The sequence below is a fragment of the Nostoc sp. NMS4 genome, assembly GCF_017115095.1.
GTDB lineage: Bacteria > Cyanobacteriota > Cyanobacteriia > Cyanobacteriales > Nostocaceae > Nostoc.
On record NZ_JABXKI010000187.1, the window covers coordinates 1 to 4,283 of the forward strand.

General features: G+C 41.4%; 3 protein-coding genes and 1 pseudogene. 1 reads left to right on the top strand and 3 read right to left on the bottom strand.

Features of this window, described 5'->3' with window-relative positions; translation table 11 throughout:
• On the bottom strand, window positions 1-226 hold a 226-nt coding region (locus HWQ37_RS15980), incomplete at its 3' end, for a response regulator (protein WP_292748607.1).
• A 331-nt stretch (window positions 227-557) separates the two neighbouring features.
• Window positions 558-1,736 (bottom strand): response regulator, encoded by a 1,179-nt coding sequence (locus HWQ37_RS15985; RefSeq protein ID WP_292748608.1) that lies wholly within the window; start codon window positions 1,734-1,736, stop codon window positions 558-560.
• Window positions 1,737-2,118: 382 nt separating this feature from the next.
• On the opposite strand from HWQ37_RS15985, the gene hmpF reads away from it, so the two are divergent.
• The gene (gene hmpF / locus HWQ37_RS15990; RefSeq protein ID WP_292748609.1) at window positions 2,119-3,882 is read left to right on the top strand and encodes a pilus motility taxis protein HmpF; all 1,764 of its coding nucleotides are present in this window, start codon (window positions 2,119-2,121) and stop codon (window positions 3,880-3,882) included.
• Between the two features lie 285 nt (window positions 3,883-4,167).
• On the opposite strand, the pseudogene HWQ37_RS15995 reads toward hmpF, so the two are convergent.
• A pseudogene (locus HWQ37_RS15995) lies at window positions 4,168-4,283 on the bottom strand (tRNA lysidine(34) synthetase TilS); the annotation flags it as partial.

Consider the following 4,283-nt stretch of genomic DNA (forward strand, 5'->3'; position numbering starts at 1 on the left):
CATTTTGGGTTTTTGGATCGGATTTTAACCGCCGACAAACTTCGTAGCCGTTCATTCGGGGCATGACAATATCCAGCACCACTAAATCTGGAGGTGCTATTTGAATTGCCTCTAATGCTTCTAATCCATCACTAGCATGGGTAACTGTTAGGCCAGTTGCTTTCAGGAGGTCTGTAATCATCTCCCTTTGCGCTATACTGTCTTCCACAATCAGAACTGTACTCATAAATGTCTATTTACCTCCTGATTTAGACGTTCCTAATTGGAACATTCCCTGATTCCTCCGCAAGTATTAACTGTATAAATTAATTCTAGTTTCTCACTATTTTCCTGGATATCGAGGTTTCACTGAGTTAGCTGACTCTGTGATAACATCTTTTTACTCATCTTTTAGTAGATCAACAAATCTTCTATCTCTTTATATGCTCCATAGATGAGGGAGTGAGGGAGACAAGGGAGACAAGGAGATAAATAAAACTCCTAACTCTTAACTCCTAACTCCTAACTCAGCACTCAGCACTCAGCACTCAGCACTCCTAACGCCCAATACCCAATTTTCATTGGTTGTTGATATATTTCTCTACAAGCATGAGTAACTCAGTGTCTGTAAACGGTTTTGTTAAATAATCTGTGGCCCCGACCATCGTAGCTTTGACTCGATCCATAAACCCATCTTTCCCAGTAAGCATGATAATCGGTGTGAGCCGAAATGCTGTTGAATGTCGCAGCATGGCGCAAACCTCGTATCCTTCCAATTCCGACATGGCAATGTCGCATAAAATTAAATCCGGTTTGAGTTGAAAAACCAGACTTAATGCTTCTAAGGGATTGGTGAGAGCGATCGCTTCATAACCTTGTGGTTGTAAGATGGAATTTATAGTCTCACCGATGGCGATCGCATCGTCAATACATACTATCCGCCCCATCGGTTTTCCCTTCAATTCCCCACTATCCGTGTGTGTATCTGGGTGATTAGTCTCTGAATATACTAGTTGCAACCAACTCTGTTGTACATAAGGATATATTGCCTTGGCGACTGTCAAAATGTCTCGGTTGAGATGGCGAGCCAGTTGTCGCAAGGATGTTTTACCATCAGCCCAATGTTGTAGTTTATTTACGGTTGCTTCTGGTAAGGAAGATTGTAGCTGAACTTTGTCAGATAGCACTGGCAATTGTTCTGGTGACTGAATATGTGGATAGAGTTGCTTCCACTCTTGCAACTGCTTGGTAATTTTTGTCACAAATGGAGCAATCTCAAAAGTGTTTAATTGCGGGGTAAGTGCCGCGCCCTGATGGAAAATGAAGTTACCTTGGCGTAAACTCAGCAAGTCAAAGAGAGTTTCATGCACCAAACCGTAAATGATACTACCAGCTATCTTGGGGTTGATAATATTCCGCTCTAAGAGCGCCCAAAGATAGGCATACTCTGGTGCGTCGGTTGGTGGTAGGGAGGCAATTTGTTTGTCGTTGATTCGCATCTCAACTCGATAATGACGCAAATAATCGCTAATTCTGGATAAACTACTCTCGCCTTCTTGACAATAGATAATTTGACCATTAAGGAAAAATACGAACCAAGACTGTTGTTTAGGGCGATAAATGCTTGCTCCATCTCCACCCAGCTTGTTGTTATGGTGAGAACTATAAGCTTCCACCCATAGTTGCCCTGTTCGCTGTCCCAACTCAATCAATTGCAGAATACTGCAAATATCAATTTCATTTAAATTTCCCTGCATTTAGCTAAAAAGTACTCCTTAGTATTGCTGAATTCTGAATCGTGATATGACTTCAACTTTTAAGTATTGATTATGAAGTATTGAAAATATTGTTACTCTGTTCTGATTGTCATTAGGGAATACATTAAACTATAAACCTTCATCTTTCGTAATACGCTTTGACAAAGCTAGTGTTAACACGGAAGTCATCATCACTGTCATCAGTACAAAATATAAAGGCGCGACCAAATCGCTTCTATAAGTATCAAGACGTAACATCTTGCGTCTATAGTTTTGTCTGTCTTGTTCTCCTAAACCCTGGTTTGGTAAGACAAGTTAACAGAATTATTTAAGGTATATCTCAAAACACGAACTTTAAGTGCATCAATAAAGGACTAACGGTGTGCTGTATTTAGCAGAAGTACAAAAACAGAAAGGTGGTTTACTCAGTGGCGGTGCTAAAACTGAACTGAAACTGCTAGCTTGTCAGCGAACTGACCAGAATTGGAGTACTGTGTCGGAAGAAGTGATTGCCGCTGAGGACGCAAGCAAATTAAATGATGGCGCTTTGGTATTGGTTGAACTGAATCCGAATCGTCAGGTACAACGGATTCAAGAAGCAGGCCGTCCACTCGTCAACATTTTGCAGAATTTTTCCCGCCAGTTGGAGAAATTTAAGCTCAAGGAAGATGAGATCGATCAGTGGAAACAGTCACTAACGTTTCAGGCGCAAGAGTTGAATCGCCGTGAAATGGACATGGAGGTGCGGTCAGAACAGTTGCAACAATTGGAGGATGAGGTACAACACCTAGAGGAGCAAAAACAGGAAGTTGACACCTCCCGCCAAGAAATTGAACGATTGCAAGGAGAAATTGAGCGCAACCGCCAAGAGTTGGAAGGCGCTTGGGAGCATTTACGGGGTGAACAGCGTCGCCTAGAGGAACGCCAAGCGGATTTTCAACAAGGGACGGTTTTGGATGAGGAGCAAGGTCGAGTAATGAGTGAGTTACTCGATCGCTTGTCTAGTCGTGTTACTCCCACAGAAAAAGTTAGAGAACACCTGCATCTAGCCTTTGAATTGGTCGAAAAGCAGCAAGCGACTCTGACTCCGCATTGGCAAAAACTGGAGGAAGAAAAAATTGCGATCGCACAACAGCAACAAGAAGTTGAGCGTTTATCACAAACTTTTAGCGATCGCCAAAATGCATTGCAAGAAGCGCAAAATTCTCTAGTTCAGCAAACAGCGCAATTGCAAATCAATACAGCAGACCTTAGCAGTAAGCAAGAGTATGCTCGGCTCGTCAAAGAGCAGTTACGAAATGCCGAAGAATTATATCAACAGATTCACTCTTTAGCCGCAACATCTGGTGGCGTAGTTCTCGGCAAACAAGCTGATGTGGAGGCTTTGGATAAAATGCCTTTAGAAGAACTACAAAAGATAGTGCAAGACTTGCAGCATAAGTTAGAAATCGACGCTAGTTTTGTTCACGATCAAGAACAAGAACTGACATATAAACAAGAAGCTATAGAAGAACTTCAAACTAAATTAAATCACGCATCTGACCAGGATCACATCAATTTGGAACTAGAACTAACTGATGAAAAAGACCTTTATCAGATGCTAAATTCCAGCTTGGTGGGACAACGCCGCAATATGCTACAGCACCAGAAGTTTCTCAAGCAACACCAAGCTGTACTGCTACGGCGGCAAGGACATACTGTTGCTGAAGAGGAAGAAAATAACAACAAAATTAATTTAGAACCGATTCTGTTACAAATTGAAACCCAGCGACAACAATATTCACAGGAAATTCAAAAGCTGGAACGTGAAATTGAGCAGATTCGTTCTGGTGTTGAGCTAAATCAGGGAATGATTGACAATCAAAGTCATGATTTAGATGAAAAACGCCAAGAACTAAAAGCAATTGAAGAAAATTTGCTATCTCTAAGAAGAACAACTGCTGAATTATCTGGTCGAGTGAATCTTTATCAAGAAGCACTACAACCAATTCAGGATTCTCTAGATGGATTACGGCAAAAGCTGCAAGGAATTGGAGAATCTTTAGCTCAATTCCAGGAAAGTAGTGATTATCAAGTCCAAGCGATCGCACAGTTGCGTCATACTCTCCAAAGTTTAATGCCTCAGCCAGAATTACTAGCGTCTTAATAAGTTAGGAGTTAGGAGTGATGAATTCAAGAAACTTCATAACTCAAATCTCAAGACAGAAAACCAAAAACTCATAACTTAACGCGAAACCGCTTGTCCGCCGGGAATTGAAATTCCCGTCTCATAGCTAAAGTCATCTGAAGATGACTAAATATCGCCAAAAATCTCCAGGAATTTATTCTCTGGCGGGCGACGAAGCTTGCTCATTTTCAGCTTCACTTTTTATCAGCATATTCTAAAACTAATAATGTGCATCGTCCCCGATTGCAAAAAGACTTTAAATAATTATTTCAAACAGATCCAGTCGCCTTCTACTTGAGCGATCGCACCACCAGGAAATGGATCGGTTTGCGATCGGTTGGGCGCTATAATTAAAGCCGTTAATTTTTCGATGTGTTCAA